Genomic DNA, 24,500 nt, shown 5'->3' with positions numbered 1-24,500 from the left:
CCATGACGATGCGGTGTGGGATACGGCCTACGTGGTAGGGGCCACATACGGCTTGGGCGGGGTGGTTTCGGCCCAGCGGTTTTTCACCTCCAGGATCTCGGGCAGGTTGGCTTCGAACAGGGTGACCAGAGTGGGGTCGAAATGCTTGCCGCTTTGGGCGCGCAGCAGGTCCAGCGCGGCCTCCACTGTCCAGGCGTTTTTGTAGGGGCGCTCGCTGGTAAGGGCATCAAACACATCGGCAATGGCGGCGATGCGGCCCGAGATGGGGATGGCGGTGCCCGCCAGGCCATGGGGGTAGCCGCTGCCGTCCCATTTCTCGTGGTGGGTGATGGCGACTTCGCTGGCCACCTGCATCAGGCCGGGCGGGTGGGTGCCCAGGATGTCGGCACCGATTTGGGCGTGGGTGCGCATCACGGCCCATTCCTCGGGGGTGAGTGCGCCTTTTTTCAGCAGCACCGCGTCGGGAATGCCGATCTTGCCGATGTCGTGCATGGGCGCGGCGTTGAACAGGTTCTCTACATCGGCCGGGCCCAAGCCCGCGGCCTGGCCGAGGATGCGCGAAAAGTAGCTCATGCGGATGACGTGCATGCCGGTTTCGTTGTCCTTGAATTCCGCGGCCAGGCCCAGGCGGCGGATGATTTCCAGCCGGGTTTCGCGCAACTCGTCGATCTGCACCAGCGACAAATGGGTGCGCACCCGGGCTTTGACGATGGCCGGGCTGACCGGTTTGGTGAGGTAGTCCACCCCGCCCACGTCAAAGCCCCTGGCTTCGTCGTCGGTGTCGCTGAGTGCGGTGACGAAGATCACCGGAATATGCCGGGTGGGGGCATCGCGTTTCAGGGCTTCGCAGACCTCGTAGCCGGTCATGCCGGGCATCATGATGTCCAGCAGCACCAGGTCGGGATGCTCGGTGCGGGCGAGTTCCAGGGCCTTGGGGCCGTCTTTGGCAAACATCAGCTGGTAGTCGTCTTGCAGCACATGGCGCAGCACCTGCAGGTTGGTGGCTTCGTCGTCGACCGCCAGAATTTTGGGACGGTTGTTTGCAGAGGCGGTCATGGTGTGGGTTCCTCGGCAAGGGGGGCAAGTTCTGAGAGCAGAGCAACGAGCAGCTGCTGCGCGGTGGTGAATTCAAAGGCCGTCAGGGCCGATTCCAGGGCTGCCATGCGTGGGCCCCGTCCGGTACTGCGCATGGCCCGGCCCAACTGCTCCTGCGCGGCTTCGTCCAGGGTGTTGTGCCGGGTGGCGCGCAGCACGCTATGGACCAGCCGATGGAGGTGTGCCGGTGGCACCGGCGGCGTGGGGGCCGCGTACAAAGGAGCGGGTTCCGTATCGCCGTCGTTCAAGGCCATGTCCACGGCGGCCATGGCGGCCGAAACGTCTTCCAGCGCCAGACGGGCCTGTTCGGGCTGCGCGGAGGGCAGGATATCTTCCAGCACGTGGGCACTGTGCGCCAGGGTGGGCAGGCACAGGTTGCCGGCTGCCCCGCGCAGCCGGTGGGCCAGGTAGCGGGTGGCTTCAAGGTCTTTGCGCCGCAGCAAGGCCGCCATTTGCGTGAGGACTGCGTGGTTGTCTTCCAGGAAGCTGCGGATGGCCTTGGTCAGCGTGGCACCGTTGCCCCACAGGTCGGTACCCCGCTCCCAGTCGATGGCCGGGGGGCTGCTGTGGTCGTGCCGGATGGCCTGGGTGGTGGCACCTTCGGCATCGGGCAGCTGGATGCCCATGACGCGGGCGATTTCGGCAGCCAGCTCCGGCAGGTGGATCGGTTTGCTGGCAAAGCCATTCATACCCACCGCGGCCGTGGCCCGGCGGTCCTCTTCCATGACGCTGGCCGTCAGCGCCACGATGGGGGTAGGGCGCAGCTTGCGGTCCAGCTCCAGCTGGCGGATGCGGCGGGTGGCTTCCAGTCCGTCCATGCCGGGCATTTGCACGTCCATCAGCACCACGTCAAAGCCGTGTTCCTGGAAGGTCTGCACCGCCTCGGCCCCTCCGGCGGCCGTGGTCACCCGGTGCCCGACTTGGCCCAGGGCCAGAGACAGCAGCTCCAGGTTCTGCGGCACGTCGTCCACCGCCAGAATGCGCAGGCCGGGCAGTTCGTACAGCAGCATCTCGTGCACGACCTCTACCGGCTGGCCGGGTGCCAAGGGCAGGCGCACGTGGAAGGTGCTGCCCACGCCCAGCGTGCTTTCCACCTGCAGTTGCCCGGCCATCAGCTCCACCAGTTGCCGCGCAATCGTGGTGCCCAGGCCGGTGCCGCCAAAGCGCCGGCTCATGGATGCATCGGCCTGCGCAAACGGGTCGAAGATCTTGTCGATGCGGTCCTCGGCGATGCCGATGCCGGTGTCTACCACCGCGATGTGCACCAAGCCCAGATCGGAGTCGACCGAGACGTGCACCGAACCCACCTGGGTGAACTTGACGGCATTGCCCAGCAGGTTGTTGAGCACCTGCAGCACCCGCATCGCATCGCCCCGGAAGAACTCGGGCATGGAGGGCGCGTAGTGCACCTCCAGGTCCAGGCCCTTGTTTTCGGCTGTGAGGCGCTGGGCATCGGCGGCCTCGGTGACCAGGGCCTTGAGGGAGAAGTCCTTGTGCTCCAGCTCCACCGCACCTTTCTCCAGCTTGGCGGTATCCAGAATGTCGTTGAGCAGCCCCAGCAACGAGCGGGCCGATTGCCGCACCGTGGTCATGTGGCGGCGCTGCAACTGGCCCAGGTCGGTGCCCAGCAGCAGCTCGGTGAAGCCGATGATGGCGTTCATCGGGGTGCGGATCTCGTGGCTCATGTTGGCCAGGAAGCTGGTTTTGGACTGCACCGCGATTTCGGCCAGCCGGTGGGCCTCGCGCAGCTCGGCCTCCATGGTGTGGCGCTCGTGGATGTCCATGATGAAGGAATCGAACCACAGCGGCTGGCCTTGTGCGTCATAGGCGGCCGTGCCCCGGCCCCATACCCAGCGGTAGCTGCCGTCGTGGTAGCGCAGACGGTATTCAATGGAGTAGGTGGTGCGGTCGGCCACCGCCTGGGCCACGCTGGGCAACAGCATTGCCAGATCGTCGGGATGCACCAGGGTGGCGATATTGAGGTCGCCGTGCACAAATGCCAGCGCCGGATAACCGGTGAAGGCCTCTACCGCATCGCTGATGAACTGCACGGGCCAGTCGTCCTTGATGATGACCCGCAAGGCGATGCCGGGCAGGCTGCGGATCAGCGAGGTGATTTGCGCCTGGCTGGCCTCCAGGGCACTCTCGACCATCTTGCGTTTGGAGATGTCCATGATGAGGCCGTCCACCCACAGCGGCTTGCCCTGCGCGTCGTAAGAGGCCACGCCGCGCGCCCACACCCACACATAGTGCCCGTCGCGGTGCAGCAGGCGGTGCTCCACGTCGTAGGTGGTGTGCTCGGCAAGGGCGTTTTCCAGATGGGTCAGGACATTGGGCAGGTCGTCCGGGTGGGTGAGCAGCGGTAGCGAAAGCTCGCCAGCGACGAAGGCGGACGCAGGCCACCCGCTGATGGTCGCCATGGCATCGCTCATGTAGTGGATGTTCCAATGGTCGTCGGCCACAGCCCGTAGCACCACACCCGGAATGCTGTGCGTCATGGTCTGTATCTGCCGCTGGCTGGCGTTGAGCGCCTGTTCCACCGATTTGCGTGCGGTGATGTCGGTCAGCAGGCCGTCATACCAGCGTGGCGTGCCGCCGTCGTCATGCACCACCCGGCCCCGCGCCAGTACCCAGCGGATGCTGCCGTCGCGGTGCACCATGCGGTGCTCACTCTCGTAAGTCGTGCCCGCAGTCCGATGGGCGCTGACGCTGGCTTCTATCTGCGACCGGTCGTCGGGGTGGATGTAGTCGAGCAAATTATGGTGCAGTGCCAGAAATTCCGGGGCGGTCCAGCCGGTCAGCGCCAGCACGCCATCGCTGACAAACACGACGCGCCGTGCGCCCTCCAACTCGCGGCGAAACGCCAGGCCGGGGATGTGCAGCAGCAAGGAACGGTATTGCGATTCGCTGGCGTGCAGCGCCTGCTCTATGGTTTTGCGCTGGGTGATGTCCGTCAGCAGGCCGTCCAGCCAAAGCGGGGTGCCGTGGGTATCGAGGACCACGCTGCCGCGCGACATCACCCAGTGCAGGCTGCCATCGCGGTGCACCAGCCGGTATTCCATTTCGTAGCTGGTGTGCTGGGTCTGGGCCCGGCGGATGCCTTGCTGGACGTAGGCGGTGTCCTCGGGATGGATCTGGTCCCAGAAGTCGTGCCCATCGGCCATGCACTCCTGCGCCGACCAGCCGGTGATGGCCAGGGCACCGTCGCTGACGAACACCAGTGCGCGGGTATCCAGCCGGCGGCGGTAGGCCAGGCCGGGGATGTTGAGCAACAGCGATGCGTACTGGGATTCGCTGGCCACCATCTGCTGGAAAGCCGAACGGTACCGCAGCAGCAGGTTGCTGGTGACGGCGACCACGATGGTCCCCAGCACGGTGACGAGGGCGATTTTCAGCGCGTTGGTACGTGCGCCTTGGTCGACTGCCTCGGGCACAAAGCCCTGCACCACGCTGAACTGCGTCGCGGCCAGGCCCAGGTAATGCATGCCCACGGCGGCCACCGCCAGCACGGTGCCGCTGAGCACAATGGTATGGCCTGCCGCGTACTTGCCCTGGCCCAGCATGTCGCGCAAACCAAACCGTATCCAAAGCGCCAGTATGGACAGCAGGATGGCCAGGGCCAGGGACAGCAGCAACCCGCCCAGGTCGTAATGCCGCTGGGGCAGCATCTGCATCGATGCCATGCCGCCATAGACCACCGCCGCCATGCCGCAGCCCAGCAGCACCCCGGCCAGCCCGATATGCCGGGAGCCGATCCGGGTGAGCGCCAGCAGGAACAGCGCCAGCCACGATGCCAGCAATGCGGGCAGCAGCGACAACAGGGAATAGCCCAGGTGGTACTGCACCGGCGTGCCCAGGTCAAACCCCAGCATGCCGACGAAATGCGTGGCCCACATGCCACCGCCCATGGCCACCGCACCTGCCAGCAGCGCCAGATGGCGGTGCAAGGGCTCTGTCAAAGCGCGTGCGATACCGGCAATGTGCAGCGCCATGCAGGCGGTAAAGATGGCGATGCCCGCCGACAGTGCGACGAGCCAAAAGCCGTGGCTGCCCTGCAAAAGCAGGGCAGAGCTGGGCGGCGGGGAAAATAATAACGGCATGCAAAGTGTATTTTGTTTGCGAATGAGTCTCACAATTCGCACGGTATACGAAATATTCTGCGCCCAGAGTGGGCAATTGGCTAGCACATTCCCCGGAAATAGAACTGTGGGTTGGTGTAAGAGATGCGTGTATGCAAAGTTCTGCTTACTAACGGAAACGCTTCTGCCATTCATTGGCTGCATCTTTCATTTGGATGCTTTTTGGCATCTGGAACGCGTCCGCCAAGCCGACATTGCTATCAAAAACATAGCATTTGCCGGATGGCCGGTGTGGGTGCGCAGCGGGCACCGTGCGGTGCATGCAGCCGGGCTGGTTGTCGTGCGCTACCAACACCGACACCCGTGCCGGCGGGCCGGTTCCAGCCCTATTTCCACCCTGTGGCTTGTAGGAGGATGGCGGGTGCCGGGGCGCGACCGCGTCCTACTGCGGGTCGCGCGGGTGTCCGCTGGGCAGGGCGAGGGGGCATTTCTACACTGGCTGTATATCCAGATTCACCTTGGAGTTAGCGCTCCACCCCAGGACCCCGACATGGTTAGATTGAAGTTTTCGATAGGTCTGAACTACGACATCGCCGCCCCCGGCTGCGATTTCGTCTTCAGCATCCACGCCGCCCAAACACCGCACCAGACCGTGGTGAACGAGCTGCTGCAGATCAGCCAGCCGGTGCAGTCGAACATCTATACCGACCCGGTCACCCACACCCGTTTTCTGCGCTTCCATGCTGCTGCGGGCCCGCTGGCCGTGCACTACGGTGCCATCGTGGACCTGGCGCATTTCACCGCTCCGCCCGAGAGCATTCTGGAAGCGCCGGTGGCCAACCTGCCCGGGGCCGTGCTGCCCTATCTGTACCCCAGCCGCTATTGCCCGTCTGACCGCCTGCACCGGCTGGCGGTGAAGGAATTTGGCCATTTGCCGCAGGGCTACAGCCGGGTACAGGCCATCCACGACTGGGTGACCAGCCGGGTGAGCTTCCAGTCCAACAGCTCCAACGGCAACACCACGGCCATCGACACCCTGGTAGACCGGGTTGGCGTGTGCCGCGACTTTGCCCACCTGATGATCGCGCTGTGCCGCGCTGTCAACATCCCGGCCCGCTTTGCCTCGGGCATCGACTTTGGAGCCGACCCGGCCCTGGGCCCCCCAGACTTTCACGCCTATGTGGAAGTGTTCCTGGGTGACCGCTGGTACATCTTTGATGCCTCGGGGGTCGCCATCCCCATGGGCTTTGTGCGCCTGGGCACGGGCCGCGATGCCGCCGATACCGCCTTTGCCACCCTGTTTGGCGGCGTGACCGGCTCTGCGCCCACGGTACAGATCGAGGCCATTGCCAATGCCGAGGGCGTGCTGGTGCAGCCCGTCCAGGTGCCATACGGCCTGTCTACCGACGGGCAAACCCAGGCTTTTTGATTTTCAGGGCCCGCGCTGCGCGCAGGTCTTTCCGCTTTTTCACAGGAGACTTTATGACTACAAACACATGGGCCTTGGCCTTGAGCGCCACCGCACTCGCATTGCTGGTGGGCTGCAGCAGCATGAAAACCCCCGCCACCGCCGAAGTGGCCGTGTCCAAGGCCGCGGTAGACAGCGCCGTGGGCGCTGGCGGGCCGGAATTTGCCCCGCTGGAGATGGATTCGGCCCGCACCAAGATGGCCGCCGCCAACAAGGCCATGGCCAATAAGGACTACAAGCTGGCCGCCACCCTGGCCACCGAAGCCCAGGCCGATGCCAAGTTGGCCCAGGGCAAGGCCAACAACGCCAAAGCCCAGGCCGCGGCAGACGCGCTGCAAGACAACCTGCGGGTTCTGCGCGAAGAGCTCGACCGCGCCAGCAAGACCAACTAATTCAGGATAAAAAATGAAAAACCTCTACACCCCCCTTGCCTTAGCCGTTGCCGTCCTGTTGGGTGCCTGCAGCTCCCTGCCCACCAGCACCACGCTGCTGGACCAGACCCGCAGCGACTACCGCATGGCCCAGGCCAGCCCCAACGTGAACCGCTACGCCCCGCTGGAACTCAAGCAAGCCGGTGAGGCCCTGGCCCGCGCCGATGCATCCGCCAACGACAAGGACAAGCCCGCCAAGGTGGACGAGCTGGCCTACCTGGCCAAGCAAAAAATTGCGCTGACCCAACAGGTGGCCCAGCAGAAGTTTGCCGAAGCCGAAGTGCTGCGCACCGGCAAGGAAAGCGACCAGTTGCGCCTGCAACAGCGCTCCAACGAGGCCGACGCCGCCAAGGCCAAGGCCGTAGCGGCCCAGCAGGACGCGATGGTCGCCCAGGGCGATGCGGCAGATGCCCAGCGCAAGGCCGCCGAAGCGCAGCGCAGCAATGACGAGGCCCGCCGCGTCGCAACCGAAGCCCAGGCGCGCAACGCGCAGCTCGAAGCCCAACTGGCCGACCTGGCCGCCAAAAAGACCGAACGCGGCATGGTCATCACCCTGGGCGACGTGCTGTTTGGCACCGACCAGGCCCGCCTGACCCCGGACGGCATGCGCACGGCCCAGAAGCTGGCCGACGTGCTGCAGCAAAACCCGCAGCGCAAGGTGCTGGTGGAGGGCTTTACCGATAGCACCGGCGGCAGCGCCCATAACCTGGAGCTGTCCGACCGCCGCGCCGGTGCCGTGCGCACCGCCCTGGCCGGCATGGGCATTGGCAATGACCGCATCGCCACCCGCGGCTACGGCGCAGCCCACCCCGTGGCAGGCAACGACACGGCCCAAAGCCGCCAGATGAACCGCCGTGTCGAGATCGTCCTGTCGGACGACACCGGCAAAACCATCCAACGCTAGGAGAAACACATGCAAAAAACACCTTTTGAACGTTTTGCCGCCATGGCCGTGCTGAGCGCGCTGGCCCTGTCCATCGTCGCCTGCAGCAAGCCTGCGGAAACCGTGGCCACACCTGCACCTACCACCGTCGGCACCGAGATCGACGACACCGTGCTGACCACCACGGTCAAGACGGCCTTGCTGGCCGATTCCGAAGTGAAAAGCCTGGACGTCAAGGTCGAAACCCGCAAGGGCGAGGTCATGCTCAGCGGCTTTGTGGACAGCCAGGCGCAGATCGAGCGCGCCACCGCCGTGGCCCAGGCCGTGGCCGGCGTGAAAAGCGTCGACAACAAGATGGCCCTGAAAGTGGCCGACACCACCGTGGGTACCAAGGTGGATGACAGCATCGTCACGGCCCGCGTCAAGGCCGCACTGCTCAACGATGCCAGCGTTAAAAGCCTGGACATCGCGGTGGTGACCCGCCAGGGCGTGGTGCAGCTCAGCGGCTTTGTAGACAACCAGGGGCAGATCGACAAAGCCCTGGAAATCGTTCAGGCCACCCAGGACGTGAAGAGCGTGGGCAACGAGCTCAGCGTGAAGAAGTAACCGAATTGGAGGGCGTTGCGGCGACCTCCATCCTTGCCGTCCCTGGAGAATGCCTCGGACGGCTTTTTTACGTGCTTTTTAGGCCCTCCGCGCTTGTTATATAAGCACGAGAAGCTATCAAAAATATAGTATTCAGCTTTGCCGCAGGTAATGCACGAAGCTGTAGCCCAGTCCGGTGCTGCTGGTGTGCACCTCGCGGCTGGCCTCTACCCACTCCGGGCCGAAGCGGGGGGCGAAGGCATCGCCGTCAAAGTCTGCCGCGATCTCGGTGACCACTGCCGACTGTGCCAACGGCAGCGCCTGGGCATAAATCTCGGCCCCGCCGATCACCCAGGCATCGCCGTCCGCCGGGCACAGCGCCGCCGCCTCGGCAATCGACCCGGCGCGTACAGCACCTTCGGCTTGCCAATCCGTTTGCCGCGTCACCACAATGTTCAAGCGCCCCGGCAGAGGCCGAAACCGCGCGGGCAGCGAGTCCCAGGTTTTGCGCCCCATGATGACCGGACAGCCCAGCGTGGTGCGCTTGAAGTGCGCCATGTCCTCCGGCAGGTGCCAGGGCAGGGTGCCGCGTACGCCAATCACGCCGTTGGCGGCGCGGGCGAAGATCAGGTGCAAGCGCGTCATACCGCCACCGGGGCTTTGATGGCCGGGTGGCATTGGTAGTCCAGCACCTCGAAGTCGTCGAATGCGTAGCTGAAGATGTCGGCCGGTTTGCGTTTAATATGCAGCGTCGGGTAGGGGTAGGGCGCGCGGCTGAGCTGCTCGTTCACCTGGTCCACGTGGTTGCTGTAGATATGGCAGTCGCCCCCGGTCCAGATGAAATCGCCTACCTCCAGGTCGCACTGTTGCGCCACCATGTGGGTGAGCAGGGCGTAGCTGGCGATGTTGAAGGGCACGCCCAAAAAGATGTCGGCGCTGCGCTGGTACAGCTGGCAGCTCAGTTTGCCTGGCTGACCAGCCACCTCCGATGGCGCCACGTAGAACTGGAAGAAGGCATGGCAGGGCATCAGCGCCATCTTGTCCAGCTCGGCCACGTTCCAGGCGCTGACAATGATGCGGCGGCTGTCGGGGTTGGTTTTCAGCGTCTTGATGACTTCTGCAATCTGGTCGATGTGGCCGCCGTCGGGCGTGGGCCAACTGCGCCACTGCACGCCGTACACCGGGCCCAGGCTGCCGTCTGCACGCGCCCATTCGTCCCAGATGCTCACGCCGCGCTCTTTGAGCCAGTTGTTGTCGCTGCTGCCCGTGAGGAACCACAGCAGCTCCTGGATGATGGAGCGCAGGTGGACTTTCTTGGTGGTGACCAGCGGAAAGCCTTCGTTCAGATCAAAGCGCATCTGGTGGCCGAAAACGCTGCGCGTGCCGGTGCCGGTGCGGTCGGTTTTGGCGGTGCCGGTGGTGTGCACCAGGCGCATGAAATCTTCGTATTGGGAGCGGACGGGGCGGGTGGTCATCAGGGTTCAGTATCCAGAAATCAAATAGTCCAATGCCGCGACCAGATCATGGCGCTGGGCATCGATGCAGGTCACGGGGTTCTTTAGCAGGCGGGCGGGGAAGGAGGCGATGGCGGGTACGTCAGCGCACAGGCTTTGCCCGGCCACCGTCACCAAGGGCTGCAAGCCTTCGATGCGCGGCCCCATGGCGTGCAGGCTGCGCAGCGGGATGATGACGCGCGAATGGATTTGCCCAATGTGGTTGGACTGCAGGTCGAGCCAATAAGGAATGCGGCCCCGCTGGTCGGCCATGGGGTTGGTGTAAACGTCAAATTGCGCCATGTTTCAAGCGGCTTTTTGCACCGGGCCCGACGCGTCTTCACCTTGCTCGGCCAGCCAGCGATTGACCTGCTCGGCAAAGGTGCCTTCTTCCGCGATGCGGGCGTTGTAGTGGTCGATGGCCTCTTTGTTCTCGGCATTCCAGCGCTCCCAGTAGATGCGCTTGACCTCGGCGGCCAGCAGCGCATCGACGGTTTGCGAGACGTTGATACCCAGGCTGCGGGCCATTTCCAGCGTCTTGGTGTTGAGCGTGAGGTTGGTGGCTTTTTTGGGGGCTACAGCGAGATCCAACATGGCATTCTCCAAAAATGATGCGCGCAGTATATGCGCATCATTTTAAAACCCCGCAGCCGCCACCTGCACCACCCGCCCCGGATTCATCAGGTTCTGCGGGTCCAGGGCTTCCTTGATGCTGCGCATCAGCGCCATGGCTACGGGGGATTTGTAGTGCTCCAGGTGGCCTACCTTCAGGCTGCCCACGCCGTGCTCGGCCGAGATGGAGCCGCCATGCGCCATCACCGCATCGAACACCAGGGTGTTGACGCGGTCTTCCTGGGTGCGCAGAAATTCGGCAGCATCGCCTTCGGCGGGGGCTTGCACGTTGTAGTGCAGGTTGCCGTCGCCCAGGTGGCCGAAGTTGACCAGGCGCACACCGGGGATTTGCGTGGTCAGCAGGGCATCGGTGTGTTGCACGAACTCGGGGATGTTTGACACCGGGATGGAGATGTCGTGCTTGATGTTCAGCCCCTCTTCGGCCTGGGCCATGGAGATGCTTTCGCGCACATGCCACAGGGCGTGGGCCTGGGCGATGTTTTCGGCCACCACGGCATCGGTCACACAGCCTTGTTCCATGGCCAGCTCCAGCAGGTGCTCGAAGCGGTCGCGGGCGTGGGTTTCGGATTCGCTATCCGAGTTCTCCAGCAGCACGCACCAGGGCGTATCGAGGTACAGCGGCACGCGCTGCTGCGGGTAGTGCTTGGCCACCAGGCTGAGGGCAAATTGGCCCATCACCTCAAAGCCGGTCAGCCCCGCACCCAGGTGCTGGTGGGCCAGGCCGAGCAGGGTGACGGCGTGGTCCAGGCTGGGCACGGCCGCCCAGGCGGTGAGCGTGGCGGCGGGCTGGGGCATCAGCTTCATGGTGGCGGCGGTGATGATGCCGAGCGTGCCTTCGCTGCCAACAAACAGGTTGCGCAGGTCGTAGCCGGTGTTGTCCTTGCGCAGGCCACTCAGGCCGCTCCAGATCTCGCCGTGGGCTGTCACCACTTCCAGGCCCAGGCAGAGCTCGCGGGTATTGCCGTAGCGCAGCACCTGGGTGCCGCCCGCGTTGGTAGACAGGTTGCCGCCAATCGTGCAACTGCCTTCGGCGCCCAGGCTCAGGGGGAACAGAAAACCGGCTTTATCGGCCACGTCCTGCAGGTTTTGCAGAATGCAGCCCGCCTCGACCGTCATGGTCAGGTTGGCCGCGTCCACGCTACGCACCGCGTGCATGCGCTGCAGGCTGAGCACGATTTGCGTGCCGGAATCGTCCGGCGTGCTGCCCACCACCAGGCCGGTGTTGCCGCCCTGCGGCACGATGCTGACACCCGCCGCTGCGCAGGCTTTGACCACGGCGGCCACTTCCAAAGTGCTGCCGGGTCGCACTACGGCCAGGGACTTGCCGCGGCTGCGTTTGCGCCAGTCCAGCTCGTAGGCGCTGAGGTCACCGTCGGTGAGCACATGGGTTGCGCCGACGGTCTGGCGCAGGCTGTCGATCAGGTCTTGCATAAGGGTGTCTCCAGGTTCAGGCAGGCAGGGCAGCGGCCTTGGCGTTCTTGAAGCGCAGGCGTACGTGCATGGCGCAGGCCACGAACAAGGCCACGCACAGCAGGGCTTCGCCCAGGGCATACCAGCGGCTGGGCGCGGCATCGCTGTAGGCGCGCACCACGCCTTCGGTGAAGTAAAGCCACACCATCAGGCTGACCCAGCGGTAGGTGTACATGCGGTTCTTCAGCAGGCCGATGAGCGGAAAGCACAGCGGCACGGCCTTCAGCGCCAGCACTACGCTGCCCGGGCGCAGCGGGGCCAGCACCAGCTCCCAGGCCAGGCACAGGGCAATCAGGCCCAAAAGGCTGCCGACGGCCAGGTTGCGGGTCCAGGAGACAGAGTGTTCAGAGTGGTTCATAGCGATGGCATCATAGCGGCCATGTCTTTGTCCCTAGCCGCCCTGTCCCAACGTTTCGACCAGTTCCTGAAAGACCTGTCCCGCTTTCCCTGGAAAACCACCGCCCACACCTTGCGCGAGCGCTTTCGCGAGGACCAGCTGGGCCTGACCGCCAGCAGCCTGACCTTCACCACCTCGCTGGCGCTGGTGCCATTTTTTACCGTGGCGCTGGCCATCTTCACGGCTTTTCCGATGTTCGGCAAAGTGCAGGTGGTGCTGCAAAAGTGGCTGGTGCAAAGCCTGATTCCCGAGAGCATTGCCCGCCAGGTGCTGGGCTACCTGACCCAGTTTGCCAACCAGGCCAGCAAGCTGGGGTCGGTGGGACTGGCCATTGTGCTGTTTACCGCGCTGGCGCTGATCCTGACCATCGACCGCACGCTGAACGCCATCTGGCGCGTGCGCCGCCCCCGGCCCCTGGGCCAGCGGGTGCTGATTTACTGGGCCGGTATCACCCTGGGGCCGCTGCTGCTGGGGGCCAGCCTGGCGTTGACTTCCTATGTTGTCTCCAGCTCGCAGGGTGTGGTGGGCGACCTGCCCGGCGGCGTGCGGCTGCTGTTTGGCCTGTTGCAGATCACCCTGCTGGCGGGTGGTATGGCCGCGCTCTACCACTATGTGCCCTACACCCGGGTGAAGTGGGCGCACGCCTGGGCCGGTGGCGTGTTTGTGGCCATCAGCATCGAGCTGGCCAAGCGGCTGCTGACGTTTTATTTGTCTGCCGTGCCCACCTATTCGGTGGTGTACGGCGCATTTGCCACGCTGCCCATCATGCTGATCTGGATCTACCTGGCCTGGGTGATCGTGTTGCTGGGCGCGGTGATTGCGGCCTACATGCCCAGCCTGCTGGAAGGCGTGCCGCGCCGCTCCACGCCGTACGGCTGGTCGTTTTTGCTGGCCATCGAAGTGCTGCAGCACCTGCATGCCGTGCAGGCCCGCGGCGACAAAGGCCTGGGCGTGGCGCAACTGGCCCACACCATGCAGGTCGATACCTTGCAACTGGAGCCGGTGCTGGCGGCCCTGGGCGGGCTGGACTGGGTGGGGCGGCTGGACGAAGCCGACCCGCTGGACACCACCGCCAAACCCCGCGAGCCGCGCCTGCTGCTGCTGGCCAACCCCGACACCACGCTGCTGCTGCCGCTGGTCGATGCGCTGCTGCTAACCCCGGCCCCGGCGCTGGAGAATTTATGGAAAAACAGCGGTCGCCGCTCTATGTATCTGCGTGACGTGCTCTGAATTTGCTAGCGAATCAGCCCAGCGCGGGATACCGTGGCAGCGGCCAGGCTGGGGGGGACGGCTTCCACCCGGTTGCGGCCCAGGTGCTTGGCGCGGTAGAGCTGCTTGTCCACCGCGTCCAGAAATTCCGCCATGCTGGAATCCGCGCCCGGAATGGTGGTGCCCACGCCCAGGCTGGCGGTAAGCTGGCCCAGGGGCGAGCCCTGGTGCGGAATTTGTAGCTGGGCCAGCAGGTTGCGGCAGCGTTCGGCGATTTTCAGGGCGGCTTTTTCGTCGGTTTCGGACAGCACCAGCACAAACTCTTCGCCGCCGTAGCGGCCCACAAAGTCGCGCGACCGGGTGGCCGCCGAGGCCAGGGCTTGGGCCACCTGCTTCAAGGTGTCGTCGCCCTTCAGGTGGCCGTAGTGGTCGTTGTAGGGTTTGAAGAAGTCGATGTCCAGCATGATCACCGATACCGGCTGGTGGTTGCGCCGGGCGTTGCCCCATTCGATCTCCATGATCGAGTCAAACAGCCGCCGGTTGGCAATGCCGGTCAGGCCGTCTTTGAAGGACAGCTCTTCCAGCTCTTTTTGCAGGGTGATGAGCTTTTCTTCGGTCTTCTTGCGTTCGCTGATGTCGAACATGAAGCCCACCAGCGCCTCTACTTCGCCGTCTTTGCGCACCACGTGCACCACGTCGCGGATCCACATGTAGCCGCCGTCCTGGGTGAGGGCACGGTAGTCGGCTTCGTGGTCTACCCCGGCCTGCGACTGGCTGACGCAGAAGTTGAAGGTTTCCTCGCAGTCCTCGGGGTGCATGCGGTCGGCCCAGTCTTGCGCGCCCACCCAGCTCTCGGGGCTCCAGCCCAGCAGCGCTTCGATTTGCGGGCCGATGTAGGTGAACTTCAGGGTCTTCCAGTCGATCCGCCAGGGAATGGCCTGGGTGGATTCGAGCAGGGTCTTGTAGACGGAGGGGTCAATGTCCATGGGGCAGTGCGCTCAAAGGTCCGCAGCTTACCGCATCTGCATTAATTTGTAACAAGTTGTGCAAATCCCCGTCGAACCCTGAGGCGATTTATAAGAAATCGCCCTCTCGTGCTTATTCCATAAGCGCAAGTAGCTATAAAAACTGGAGTATTCAGGCCCCAGGCGGCACGGGCACCGCATGCAGGTCGGCCCGCCGAAATGGCTTGTCATGCGCCGACAGGCGCAGCGCCAACTGCGTCACCATGTCGTGCGACCGGGACGGGGATGCATGCACCGGCATCACCGCCAGCCAGGCCAGCAGCGCCAGCAGCACCCAGCGGTGCGGGCGCGGGTGGGGCGCGGCCAGCCTGCGCGACAGGCGCCAGATCGTCCAGCCGCTGGCACTGGCCCCCAGCGCCAGACCGGCCACCACCTCGGACACAGAATGCACCTGGATATGCACCCGGCTCCAGCCGATCAGCAGCGCCAGGGCATAACCTGCCAGCGTGGCCCCCACGCGGGTGCCGGTCTGGCGGCTGGATTGCGCGGCCAGGGTATAGGCTAGTACCGGATAAATGGTCGCCGAGAACATCGCATGGCCTGAAAACCCGGTGAAATCGATGGCCGCAATACCCAGGCCCCATCCGATAAAGGCGATTTTGGACAGTGCGGTGATGCCCACCGCCAGGCCCAGCGGCAGCAGCCACAGCAACACCGGGCGGACGGCGCGGGTGCTTGCCAGCATCCACAGCGTGAGCGCCACGGCCAGGGGCACGACGATGCCCATTTCGCCAAAACGGGTGATCCAGTAGGGGGCTTTGGCAATGAAGAAGTCCATGGGCGGATTTTATTGCAGTGCAACATGGGTTAGCAGCGCCACGCAGGCGCATTTCCTGCCGTGCCATAGGCGTTTGTGGGCTATATTGCAAGCACATCTGTCACTTATCCATCCATTGCGCTCTGCGTTACCAGGAGAACCCCATGAAAGTCAGCGACATTCTGCGTGTGAAAGGCAATACGCTCTATACCGCCAGCCCCGACGAGCCGCTGGCGACCGCCCTGGCCATGATGGCTGAAAAGGATATGGGTTCCCTGGTCATCATGTCGCACGGTGACCTGGTCGGCATGCTGACCTTTCGCGAGGTGATCCAGCTGGTGGTGAAGAACGCCGGCTCCATCGGTACCACCCTGGTCCGCACCGCCATGGATGACCACCCCCTGACCTGCACCCCCAACACCGAGCTGGACGATGTGCGCCGCATGATGCTGGAGCGCCACGCCCGCTACATGCCGGTGATGGACGGCAAGATGCTGATGGGTGTGATCAGCTTCTACGACGTGGCCAAGGCCGTGGTGGACAGCCAGAATTTCGAGAACAAGATGCTCAAGGCCTACATCCGCGACTGGCCGGCGGGCGAAGAAGAAGGCAGCTGAGACTTGCAGACCCCCCCCAGGCCTGCCGATGGCTTAGGGGTCTTTTAGGCCGCTCGTGCTTATTCCATGAGCGTGAGCAGCTACTGAATATGTAGCATTTGGTTTTGAACAAAAAAAGCCCGGTGGGTTCCACCGGGCTTTTTGCTGTGTGCCGTTCAGAGCTGGTTGGCGTAGATCATGTCGCGCACGCGCGGGTAGATCTGCTGGTTCCATTTCTTGCCGCTGAACACGCCGTAGTGGCCTACGCCGGTCTGGATGTGGTGGGTGCGCTGGCTGGGGCGCACGCTGCTGGCCAAATCCTGGGCGGCCATGGTCTGGCCGACCGAGCAGATGTCGTCGCGCTCGCCCTCCACCGTCATCAGCGCGGTGCGGCGGATGGCGGCGGGATTCACGATGCGGTCCTTGTAGGTGAGCACGCCCCGGGGCAGGTCGTAGGTCTGGAACACCTTGGCCACGGTCTCCAGGTAGAACTCGGCGGGCAGGTCGTTGACGGCCAGGTACTCGTCGTAGAAGGTGCGGATGGTGTCGGCCTTGTCGATATCGCCTTCCAGCAGGTATTTGTACATGTCCTTGAACTGGGCTTTGTGGCGCGCCGGGTTCATGCTCAGGAATGCGCTGAGCTGGATGAAGCCGGGGTACACCCGGCGCATGAAGCCCTTGTGCGGCAGCGGCACGTAGGTGATCAGGTTCTTTTCAAACCACTCGATGGGCTTGCTCACGGCCAGGGTGTTGACCCCGGTGGGGTTGATGCGGCAGTCCACCGGGCCGGCCATCAAGGTGAGGCTGCGCGGCTGGCAGGGGTTGTCGTCTTCCGCCATGATGGCGGCGGCGGCCAGCGCGGCCACACAGGGTTGGCACACGGCCACCACATGCACGCCAGGGCCAATGGCCTCGATGAAGCGGATCATGTGTTCGACGTAGTCGTCCAGCGCAAAGCCGCCTTCGGTGAGCGCCACATCGCGGGCGTTGAGCCAGTCAGTGATGTACACGTCGTGGTCTTGCAACAGGGTGCGCAGGGTTTCGCGCAGCAGGGTCGAGAAGTGGCCCGACAGCGGGGCCACCAGCAGCACCGGGGGCTGGTCGTCCATGTCCACCGCGTCCCCCGTGCGCTTGAAATGCAGCAGGCTGCCAAAGGGCAGGGCGAGGGTGACTTCTTCGGTCACCGCCACCTCGACCTGGCCGACCTTGACCGAGGTGATGCCGTAGCCGGGCCGTGAATGGGTGAGTCGCAGGCGCGAAAACACGTCGCAGGCGGCGGCTATTTTGCGCACCGGGCTGTTTTCAGTGTCTTTGAACCAGAGCGACGCGCCAAGGCTCTGCGCCATCAGGCGCAGCGGCGACATCAAGTCGGACTGGAGTTGGTAGGCCTGGTAGAGCATGTGTGTTATTCCTGACTTGGTGCGGGGTGTGCACCAACTACAGGCAAGTAACGGGCCAGTTACTTTGCACGGCCTAGACGCGGACATCCACTTCGCGCAGCATACGTAGAAATACGGATTTGGATTGTTGCGGACTCTGGCACAGCCCTTGCTGAAAGCATCCACAACACAAGGAGCTACCCATGCGTAAAGCAGAGTTGACGATCAGCAGCAAAAACTATGGTGCCTGGGCTCTGCGCGGTTGGCTCGCTGCCAAGTTTGCCGGGCTGGAGTTCACCGAAAACGTGGTCTCGCCCGATGATCCGGCCATGAAGGCCGAGATGATGCTGCTGTCGTCCTCGATGCTGGTGCCGTCTTTGCAGCACAACAAGATCAAGGTGTGGGACACGCTGGCGATTGGCGAATACCTCAATGAAATCAAGCCCAAAGCCGGTTTGCTGCCCGCCGAGCAGGCCGCCCGCGCCCACTGCCGCGCCATCTGTGGCGAGATGCATTCGGGCTTCTCGTCGCTGCGCACCGCACTACCGATGAACATCAAGGCGCATTTCTCCGAATTCAAAATCTGGTCGCGTGCCCAAAGCGACATCGACCGCATCGTGGAGATCTGGAAAGAGTGCCTGGCCAACTACGGCGGCCCGTACCTGTTTGGCGAGCAAGTGGGCATGGCCGATGCCATGTACGCCCCGGTGGTCACCCGCTTTTTGACCTACAACGTGGCGCTGGACCCGGTGTGCGCCGCCTACTGCCAGCGCATCATGGCCTTGCCCGCGATGCAGGAATGGGTGGCCGAGGCCATGAAAGAGCCGGAAGAAATCGACGAACTCGACGCGGAGTTCTGAAGAAAAAAGGGGGCCTAGCGGCCCTTTTTTCTTACTTCCAGGGTGTGGATTCGGGGATCTCGCACACGGGCTCCACGTCGACCGACTTGAAATCGGCGGGCGACACAATCTCCAGGTACTCCATGTCGGGCGAGTAATCGAACAGGTAGTGGCGGATGCCGGGGCGCTGGTGCACACAGTCGCCCGCCTGCACCAGGGTCTCTTTGTCCTCGTACATGAAGCGCGCCCAGCCCTTGACCATGATCACGATCTGGAAATCCGCCTCATGCCGGTGCCAGCCCGTGCCCTTTTCTGGAGCCATATTCGCCTTCACAAGGTGCGCAATCACCTTTCCGTGCGTGGCTTCGGCAATGCCAAGGTCGCGGTACAGAAAAAAGTCGCGCAAACCGCCTTGGACAAAATCGGTGTCGCCGGGTTTGACGTGGGAAAACTCGGTCGTGGTTGCTTGCAGCATGGGCCTCTCCTAGGTGAAAAATACGTGTAAACCCGCAAAGGGTGTGAGGGCATAAGCATGAACCGTTCCCAAATCTAGAGCGGCTGCTCCACGTCAGGGATAATCGACGGCTATGAGCGGAAATACCTTCGGAACCCTATTCGCAGTCACCAACTTTGGTGAATCCCACGGCCCGGCCATTGGCTGTGTGATCGACGGCTGCCCCCCCGGCATGGCCTTGTGCGAGGCCGATATCCAGGCCGACCTGGACCGCCGCCGCCCCGGCACCAGCCGCCACGTCACCCAGCGCAACGAGCCCGACGCGGTCGAAATTCTGAGCGGCGTGTACGAGGGTAAAACCACCGGCACCCCCATCGCCCTGCTGATCCGCAATGCCGACCAGCGCAGCAAGGATTACAGCGCCATCGCCCAAAGCTTTCGCCCCGGCCACGCCGATTACACCTACTGGCATAAATTCGGCATCCGCGACCCGCGTGGTGGTGGCCGCTCGTCCGCCCGCCTCACCGCGCCCACGGTGGCGGCCGGTGCCGTGGCCAAGAAATGGCTGGCAGAGAAATACGGCATGGTGTTTCGCGGCTGCATGACCCAGGTGGGCGACCTGGTGGTGCCGTTCGAGAGCTGGGACCACGTGCCCAACAACCCATTTTTCGCCCCGGTGGCCGATGTCTCGGCACTGGAAGACTACATGGATGCCCTGCGCCACGCCCAGGATTCCTGCGGTGCACGCATCCGCGTCACCGCTACCGGCATGCCCGTGGGCCTGGGCGAACCTCTGTTCGACAAGCTCGATGCCGACATCGCCTTCGCCATGATGGGCCTGAACGCCGTCAAAGGCGTGGAGATCGGTGCTGGCTTTGCCAGCGTGGCCCAGCGCGGCAGCATGCACGGCGATTCGTTGTCACCCCAGGGCTTCCGAACCAACAACGCGGGCGGGGTGCTCGGCGGCATCAGCACCGGCCAGGACCTGGAAGTGTCCATCGCCATCAAGCCCACCAGTTCCATCACCACGCCCCGCGAGTCGATTGACACGGCGGGTAACTCCACCGAAGTCATCACCAAGGGCCGCCACGATCCCTGCGTAGGTATCCGCGCCACCCCCATCGTGGAAGCGCTGCTGGCCTTGGTAGTGATGGAACACGCCTTGCGCCAGCGTGCGCAGAATGCCGATGTGGTGCAGGCGGTGGGGCCGATTGCGGCATCGGCGGGGTGATATACGTGAAATAATGCTCTATCGCCCTATTGATGGGCGTGAGTAGCTATCTATTGGATAGCAACTGGGGGCCGGGTAGTGTCGTGCTTTCCCGTTCCAGTGTGAACACCCGTGGCTGGAAGCCAAAATCCCGTGCCGCCTCGCTGTGGTCAAACACCATGTCACGGTTCATGCGCTCGGCCATGGCCGTCGTCCAATGGCGGTAGCGCGGCAGGCAGCGCAACAGCGAAACCGCCAGCTTGAACATCCACAACGGTATACCCAGTATGCGCGTCACCCGCCCCTGGGCGGCAAAAATACGGCCCACCATGCTGCGGTAGGGCAGGGTTTCGCCCCCCGAGATGTTGTATGCCCGGTTGGCGGCGGCGGGCGAATGCAAGGCTGCCACGCATGCACCGGCCACATCGGCGGCGTGGATGGGTTGACGTAATCCCTGGGCCTTGCCCAGTACCGGGAAAAACCCGAAGCGCCCAATGAAACGGGCAATTTCAGAGACGTTTTTGTCCTGCCCGGGTTGGTAAATCAGGGTAGGGCGCAGTATCACCCATTCGATTCCGCGGCTTTCGGCCCAGGTTTGCAGCTTGCTTTCGGCATCGGCCAAGCGCTCGGCAATGGCTTGCTCGTGCGGGTCGGAAGACGTATCTTTGGTGAACCGGCTGGTGGATGAAAGCACCACAATCCGCCGAGCCCCCCGAGCCTCTAGCCAGGAAAAATGGGCAGGCAAGGCCCAGATGGGCGCGATGCAAATCCAATCGGAAATCGTTGCGCCACAGGGTGATGCAAGTGCTGGCGAAGACGGAATCTGCTGCCAGTCCACGCCTTGACCACTAATTTGCAAGGCCTTGCGCGAAAAGGCGCTGACATGCACCTTGGCTTGCACCAATTGCGACAAAACACATGCGCCGACCATGCTGCTGGCACCTAATACGCCGATGGAGCGAGGTAAGGGCGGCGCTGGGCTATCCACGGACCAGTCCCAGTGCCTGTCCGGCCCGTTTAGCCAGGTAATAGGCTGTCACCATGCCGAAGCGCATCCACACGCCGGCCGCCACCAGTCCCATCAACATTCCAGGGTACTGGTGGTGGAAGAATTTTCGGTAGAAGCGCATCATCCCTTTGTGCTTGTGCCACTCTACAAAAATAGGCCTGCTGCGGCTGCTGACACCCAGGGCGTGCAAGATGTGCGCTGAGGGGACGAATAGAATTTTCCAGCCCGCTTTTCTGAAGCGCATGCACCAGTCCAGGTCTTCGCAGTGCAAAAAGTAACCTTCGTCCCATAATCCGACCTCATCCACCGCCTGCCGCTTGACAAGCATGCAGGCACCCGAAATGGCCTCGACGTCGATGGGATGCAAAGGTAGAGCCTGCTTATGCAGGTGGAAATCAAAAAATAGCTTGGGCCAACGGCTTTCAAAGCGGTTCAAACCAAAGGCGCGCACAAATGATCGCCATGGTGTGGGTATGGCCCGCCGCCCACCGCCTTGTTCGGAGCCGTCGAGGTTCATCAGTAGTCCGCCTACCATTCCTGCCAAGGGGTCTGCCTGTAAAGCCGCGAGCAGCGCTGCCACCGCGTTTGATTCCAGGCGGCAGTCCGGATTTAGAAACAGGATGGAGTCGCCTTTGGATTGTAAGAAACCCATGTTGCAGCCAGCCGCAAAGCCCAGATTGGCACCGCTGGAAATAAGGGTCAGGCGCGGATCCGCCGAATACAACTCGGCACATTGCGCCATGCTGGAATCGTGCGAAGCATTGTCCACTACCAATACTTCATCCACTTGCGCTAGGGCCGAACCTACGCACTCTGCGAGAAGGCTCCCCGCGTTGTAATTAACGATCACCACAGAAATCAAAATACGCCTTTTTATTATGGTATTTTTTTCAGTTTCGCTACTTTCGCTTCGTCAATAGCCACTTTTTGGTTCGCAATGAACTTAGGTGGGCAGTGAGATCGACAGATTCGGACTAAGGTCGTGTAAAAAATTTTGCTTGCCAGCTTCTTTGATACCTGTCTACTAAATGGGGAAAAATCAGAGAAATCCAAGCCAATGCAACGAGATGTCTCGATATCATGATTTCGCGAGACCAATTTCTCTGAACATACTCTGGATTTCATTGCCGATTAAACGATGCAATTGTTGGAAATCGAGTTCACGTTACCCAGGATTCTCAGGCTGTTCTTGCACTCTATTCAGGGTTGGCAACACAGGTAGTTTTTATAGGCCTGCTGAATACCTTCCTTCAGTCCGGTGGTCGACCTCCATCTCAATTGCTGGATCTTGCTGGTGTCCATTACTTTTCGCATAGTGCCGTCAGGCTTGCTCGCATCCTGCACAAATCTGCCCTTGTAGCCAACTACCTCCGCTACCGTTTCAGCCAAGGCCCGAATGGTCAGGTCTTCGCCCGACCCGACATTAATCAGAGGGCAGCGTGTCGGATCGGTCAGTGCGCTGTAGCGCGTGTCGTCCAAGGACGCCAGGAACACCAGTGCGTCTGCAAGGTCATCCACATAAAGGAACTCGCGCTTGGGCGTGCCACTTCCCCACAAAACGACTTCTTCTGCGCCAGATGCCTTGGCATCGTGCATCTTGCGAATCAAGGCTGGCAATACGTGCGAATTGTTGAGGTCGTAGTTGTCGCCTGGGCCATAGAGATTGGTGGGCATTGCCGCCAGCCACTTCGTACCGAATTGGCGGTTGTAGGACCAGCACATTTCAACACCAGCGATTTTTGCCAAAGCGTAGGGGCGGTTGGTGGGCTCTAGGACGCCAGTGAGCAAGTACTCCTCCTTGATCGGTTGAGGGCAATCTCGGGGATAGATGCAGGAACTGCCCAGGAAGATCAAGCGCTCCACCTTGCAGGCATGTGCTGCACGGAAGACATTGGCTTCAATGAGCAAATTGCCCATCAGAAAATCGACGGGATAGGTATTGTTGGCATGGATGCCGCCAACCTTGGCTGCAGCCATGAAAACCACTTCAGGGCGTTCCTGGTCGAAAAACCGTTGTGTGGCGGCCCCATCTTCCAGATCCAGTTCGGCATGCGTGCGAACTACCAGATTGGTGTATCCACGGGCTTGCAGGGTGCGCAGAATCGCACTGCCCGCCAAGCCTCGGTGGCCTGCTACATAGATTTTGCTTGTTTTTTCCATGAGCGTGGCGTTACTCGTGGTAATCGTAAGTGGCAAAGCCGTGCTTCTTGACCAGCTCATCACGTTGTGCGCTTTGCAGGTCGGATTGCACCATTTCTGCCACAAGTTGCTGGAAGCTAATTTGCGGCGTCCAGCCCAGTTTTTGCTTGGCTTTGCTCGCGTCGCCAAGCAGTGTTTCCACTTCTGTGGGCCGGAAGTAACGGGGATCTACCTGGACAATGCATTTACCCGTTGCAGTGTCATAGCCTTTTTCATCCACGCCATGGCCTTCCCACCGCATCTGGATACCCAGCTCTAAAGCAGCGGTATTCACGAAGTCCCGCACGCTGTACTGCACGCCGGTGGCGATGACAAAGTCCTCAGCTTGTTCTTGCTGCAGCATCAGCCACTGCATCTCCACGTAGTCTTTAGCATGGCCCCAATCGCGCAGTGAATCCATGTTGCCAAGATACAGGCAGTCTTGCAGGTCAAGCTTGATGCGTGCCAGGGCGCGGGTGATTTTGCGTGTAACGAACGTCTCGCCACGGATGGGGCTCTCGTGGTTAAACAAAATACCGTTGCAAGCATAGATGCCGTAGGCTTCGCGGTAATTCACCGTAATCCAGAACGCATACATCTTGGCTACGGCATAGGGGCTGCGCGGATAAAACGGAGTCGTTTCCTTCTGCGGACTTTCTTGCACCAAGCCGTATAGCTCGGAGGTGGAGGCTTGGTAAAAGCGGGTCTTCTTTTCCAACCCTAGGATGCGAATGGCTTCCAATATGCGCAAGGTGCCAATACCGTCTGCGTTGGCGGTGTACTCTGGCGTCTCAAATGACACAGCCACATGGCTCATCGCCGCCAAGTTGTATATCTCATCCGGCTGCACGAGCTGGATGATGCGGATCAGATTGGTGGAATCGGTCAAATCACCATAGTGCAACTTCAACCTGGCGTTATCGACATGCGGATCTTGGTAAAGATGGTCGATGCGGTCCGTGTTGAACAACGATGAGCGGCGCTTGATGCCATGCACCTCGTAGCCCTTCTTCAGCAACAGTTCGGCTAGATAGGCGCCGTCTTGGCCTGTGATGCCAGTGATGAGCGCGATTTTCGATTTTTTCAATTGATGCCCCTATAGATTAAGTAAGGCTTGAATAAGCAAGAAGAAGCGATAACGCGTTAATTTTAAAATATATGTACAAATGACTAGGTAGATAATTTTATACGAAGCGTGATTGCGAGCCGAACAGATTTGACATATGTGGTTTGGTATGCTGTTTGAATACTTAAGTACATAAATAGGAATTCAACTTGCACCTTCTAAGGAAGCTTGTAGTTTTTCAGTA

At 62.0% G+C, this 24,500-nt stretch carries 24 protein-coding genes; 8 read left to right on the top strand and 16 right to left on the bottom strand.

Annotated elements, in window-relative coordinates:
• Positions 1-27 precede the first annotated feature (27 nt).
• Both AC097O_RS06665 and AC097O_RS06660 read right to left on the bottom strand, forming a co-directional pair.
• Positions 28-1,056 carry a response regulator gene (locus tag AC097O_RS06665; RefSeq protein WP_479592049.1) on the bottom strand — a complete coding sequence of 343 codons (1,029 nt, stop codon included), beginning with the start codon at positions 1,054-1,056 and terminating at the stop codon, positions 28-30.
• On the bottom strand, positions 1,053-5,195 hold the full coding sequence (locus tag AC097O_RS06660) for a PAS domain-containing protein (RefSeq protein WP_479592048.1): 4,143 nt from the start codon (positions 5,193-5,195) through the stop codon (positions 1,053-1,055). The genes AC097O_RS06665 and AC097O_RS06660 overlap by 4 nt, the downstream gene beginning before the upstream one ends.
• Positions 5,196-5,724: 529 nt before the next feature.
• On the opposite strand from AC097O_RS06660, the gene AC097O_RS06655 reads away from it, so the two are divergent.
• The 4 genes from AC097O_RS06655 to AC097O_RS06640 are packed head-to-tail and all read left to right on the top strand — an operon-like array spanning position 5,725 to position 8,562.
• Positions 5,725-6,603 (top strand): transglutaminase-like domain-containing protein, encoded by an 879-nt coding sequence (locus AC097O_RS06655; RefSeq protein ID WP_479592047.1) that lies wholly within the window; start codon positions 5,725-5,727, stop codon positions 6,601-6,603.
• A gap of 53 nt (positions 6,604-6,656) precedes the next feature.
• Positions 6,657-7,034: a DUF4398 domain-containing protein gene (locus AC097O_RS06650; RefSeq protein WP_479592046.1), complete on the top strand. Its 378-nt coding sequence runs from the start codon at positions 6,657-6,659 to the stop codon at positions 7,032-7,034.
• A 13-nt stretch (positions 7,035-7,047) separates the two neighbouring features.
• Positions 7,048-7,977 carry an OmpA family protein gene (locus tag AC097O_RS06645; RefSeq protein ID WP_479592045.1) on the top strand — a complete coding sequence of 310 codons (930 nt, stop codon included), beginning with the start codon at positions 7,048-7,050 and terminating at the stop codon, positions 7,975-7,977.
• 9 nt (positions 7,978-7,986) lie between these two features.
• Entirely contained in the window at positions 7,987-8,562 is a 576-nt protein-coding gene (locus tag AC097O_RS06640; protein ID WP_479592044.1) for a BON domain-containing protein, read from the top strand.
• A 132-nt stretch (positions 8,563-8,694) separates the two neighbouring features.
• Here the strand turns inward: AC097O_RS06640 and AC097O_RS06635 are convergent, their stop codons facing one another.
• The 6 genes from AC097O_RS06635 to AC097O_RS06610 are packed head-to-tail and all read right to left on the bottom strand — an operon-like array spanning position 8,695 to position 12,495.
• Positions 8,695-9,186: a dihydrofolate reductase gene (locus AC097O_RS06635; RefSeq protein ID WP_479592043.1), complete on the bottom strand. Its 492-nt coding sequence runs from the start codon at positions 9,184-9,186 to the stop codon at positions 8,695-8,697.
• Positions 9,183-10,016, bottom strand: coding sequence for a thymidylate synthase (locus tag AC097O_RS06630; RefSeq protein WP_479592042.1), 834 nt, complete (start codon positions 10,014-10,016; stop codon positions 9,183-9,185). Before AC097O_RS06630 ends, AC097O_RS06635 begins: the two co-directional genes overlap by 4 nt.
• A gap of 6 nt (positions 10,017-10,022) precedes the next feature.
• Entirely contained in the window at positions 10,023-10,337 is a 315-nt protein-coding gene (locus tag AC097O_RS06625; RefSeq protein ID WP_479592041.1) for a CcdB family protein, read from the bottom strand.
• A gap of 3 nt (positions 10,338-10,340) precedes the next feature.
• Positions 10,341-10,628 (bottom strand): type II toxin-antitoxin system CcdA family antitoxin, encoded by a 288-nt coding sequence (locus AC097O_RS06620; protein WP_479592040.1) that lies wholly within the window; start codon positions 10,626-10,628, stop codon positions 10,341-10,343.
• A gap of 42 nt (positions 10,629-10,670) precedes the next feature.
• Positions 10,671-12,098: an FAD-binding oxidoreductase gene (locus AC097O_RS06615; protein ID WP_479592039.1), complete on the bottom strand. Its 1,428-nt coding sequence runs from the start codon at positions 12,096-12,098 to the stop codon at positions 10,671-10,673.
• A gap of 16 nt (positions 12,099-12,114) precedes the next feature.
• Positions 12,115-12,495, bottom strand: a complete 381-nt coding sequence (locus AC097O_RS06610; RefSeq protein ID WP_315187161.1) for a DUF2069 domain-containing protein — start codon at positions 12,493-12,495, stop codon at positions 12,115-12,117.
• 21 nt (positions 12,496-12,516) lie between these two features.
• On the opposite strand from AC097O_RS06610, the gene AC097O_RS06605 reads away from it, so the two are divergent.
• A complete protein-coding gene (locus AC097O_RS06605) occupies positions 12,517-13,764 on the top strand; it encodes a YihY family inner membrane protein (protein ID WP_479592038.1) in 1,248 nt (415 codons plus the stop codon).
• Positions 13,765-13,769: 5 nt separating this feature from the next.
• On the opposite strand, the gene AC097O_RS06600 is transcribed toward AC097O_RS06605, so the two are convergent.
• Positions 13,770-14,729 carry a sensor domain-containing diguanylate cyclase gene (locus AC097O_RS06600; protein WP_479592037.1) on the bottom strand — a complete coding sequence of 320 codons (960 nt, stop codon included), beginning with the start codon at positions 14,727-14,729 and terminating at the stop codon, positions 13,770-13,772.
• Between the two features lie 151 nt (positions 14,730-14,880).
• Entirely contained in the window at positions 14,881-15,546 is a 666-nt protein-coding gene (locus AC097O_RS06595) for a phosphatase PAP2 family protein (RefSeq protein WP_479592036.1), read from the bottom strand.
• Positions 15,547-15,689: 143 nt separating this feature from the next.
• Here AC097O_RS06595 and AC097O_RS06590 point away from each other — a divergent pair, with 143 nt between their 5' ends.
• Entirely contained in the window at positions 15,690-16,142 is a 453-nt protein-coding gene (locus AC097O_RS06590; RefSeq protein ID WP_315187152.1) for a CBS domain-containing protein, read from the top strand.
• A gap of 155 nt (positions 16,143-16,297) precedes the next feature.
• On the opposite strand, the gene AC097O_RS06585 is transcribed toward AC097O_RS06590, so the two are convergent.
• A complete protein-coding gene (locus AC097O_RS06585; protein ID WP_479592035.1) occupies positions 16,298-17,521 on the bottom strand; it encodes a polyhydroxyalkanoate depolymerase in 1,224 nt (407 codons plus the stop codon).
• A 182-nt stretch (positions 17,522-17,703) separates the two neighbouring features.
• Between AC097O_RS06585 and AC097O_RS06580 the strand changes: the two genes are divergently transcribed.
• Entirely contained in the window at positions 17,704-18,360 is a 657-nt protein-coding gene (locus tag AC097O_RS06580; protein WP_315187147.1) for a glutathione S-transferase, read from the top strand.
• Positions 18,361-18,391: 31 nt separating this feature from the next.
• Here the strand turns inward: AC097O_RS06580 and AC097O_RS06575 are convergent, their stop codons facing one another.
• Complete coding sequence (locus AC097O_RS06575; protein WP_479592034.1) at positions 18,392-18,814, bottom strand: cupin domain-containing protein; 423 nt, start codon at positions 18,812-18,814, stop codon at positions 18,392-18,394.
• 112 nt (positions 18,815-18,926) lie between these two features.
• Between AC097O_RS06575 and aroC the strand changes: the two genes are divergently transcribed.
• On the top strand, positions 18,927-20,024 hold the full coding sequence (gene aroC, locus AC097O_RS06570) for a chorismate synthase (RefSeq protein WP_479592033.1): 1,098 nt from the start codon (positions 18,927-18,929) through the stop codon (positions 20,022-20,024).
• Positions 20,025-20,070: 46 nt separating this feature from the next.
• Here aroC and AC097O_RS06565 read toward each other — a convergent pair whose 3' ends face one another.
• The 4 genes from AC097O_RS06565 to gmd all read right to left on the bottom strand — a co-directional run bounded on the left by AC097O_RS06565 (position 20,071) and on the right by gmd (position 24,277).
• Positions 20,071-20,934 (bottom strand): NAD-dependent epimerase/dehydratase family protein, encoded by an 864-nt coding sequence (locus AC097O_RS06565; RefSeq protein ID WP_479592032.1) that lies wholly within the window; start codon positions 20,932-20,934, stop codon positions 20,071-20,073.
• A gap of 49 nt (positions 20,935-20,983) precedes the next feature.
• Entirely contained in the window at positions 20,984-21,862 is an 879-nt protein-coding gene (locus tag AC097O_RS06560) for a glycosyltransferase family 2 protein (RefSeq protein WP_479592096.1), read from the bottom strand.
• A gap of 350 nt (positions 21,863-22,212) precedes the next feature.
• A complete protein-coding gene (locus tag AC097O_RS06555; protein ID WP_479592031.1) occupies positions 22,213-23,172 on the bottom strand; it encodes a GDP-L-fucose synthase family protein in 960 nt (319 codons plus the stop codon).
• A 10-nt stretch (positions 23,173-23,182) separates the two neighbouring features.
• Positions 23,183-24,277 carry a GDP-mannose 4,6-dehydratase gene (gene gmd, locus AC097O_RS06550; protein ID WP_479592030.1) on the bottom strand — a complete coding sequence of 365 codons (1,095 nt, stop codon included), beginning with the start codon at positions 24,275-24,277 and terminating at the stop codon, positions 23,183-23,185.
• Positions 24,278-24,500: the final 223 nt, after the last annotated feature.

It is taken from the genome of Rhodoferax sp. LS1P39, from assembly GCF_056521425.1.
The sequence above is the reverse complement of the archived record's forward strand: the minus strand, read 5'-3'. Positions and strand labels throughout refer to the sequence as shown.